1 protein-coding gene is annotated in these 604 nt (G+C 67.7%); it reads right to left on the bottom strand.

Annotation, left to right across the window (positions count from 1 at the left end; genetic code table 11):
• Positions 1 to 604: hypothetical protein (locus EPD66_RS24295; protein WP_185961612.1), on the bottom strand; the 604-nt coding region annotated here is incomplete at both ends.

Below are 604 nucleotides of genomic sequence, written 5' to 3'. Positions count from 1 at the left end.
TCGAGCTGCTCGGAGCCGTCGAGATCGGTCAGGGCGATCGAGACATTGACGGCGATGGCCGTGTCCTCGTTGCCGCTGCCGCCGGCGGTGATGGTCATCTCGTCGGCGACCGGGGCGACCTCGACGGTGACGGGGGCGAGGGTCTGGTTGCTGTCGCCATCGGTGTCGGTGACGACGGCACGCAGGTTGAAGGAGATGTCCTCGTCGGAATGGCGCTGCGGGCTGTTCCAGTCCCAGCGGATCTCGAGATTGTCGAGATGGGCCGTGACGTCGTAGCATCCGTCGGTATCGGGGATGAGGATCGTGCCGCTGTCGCGCAGGCGCAGCACGGCATGGGCGGGCAGGTCCTCGATGTGGACGCTCAGCGTCTCATTGCCGATCTCGGCATTGACCGAGGCCGAAAGGTCGAGCGCGATCCATTCGTCCTCCAGCCCCTGGCCGGAGCCCGAGACGGAGGGCGCGACGACGCCGATATCGACGACGACCTGCTGGGGCCCGCTGACCGCGACATCGCCATTGGCGCCTTCGGTGGCGGCGGCCCAGACGTCGAGGGTCAGGTCGGTGCTGTCATTGGTGGGCGGCAGCAGCTTCAGCCCGGGCAGGT

Origin of the sequence: Telmatospirillum sp. J64-1 (assembly GCF_006980715.1) — a bacterium.
GTDB lineage: Bacteria > Pseudomonadota > Alphaproteobacteria > Rhodospirillales > Magnetospirillaceae > Oleiliquidispirillum > Oleiliquidispirillum nitrogeniifigens.
Note: the sequence above shows the minus strand (reverse complement) of the source record. Positions and strands in the feature narration are given on the sequence as shown.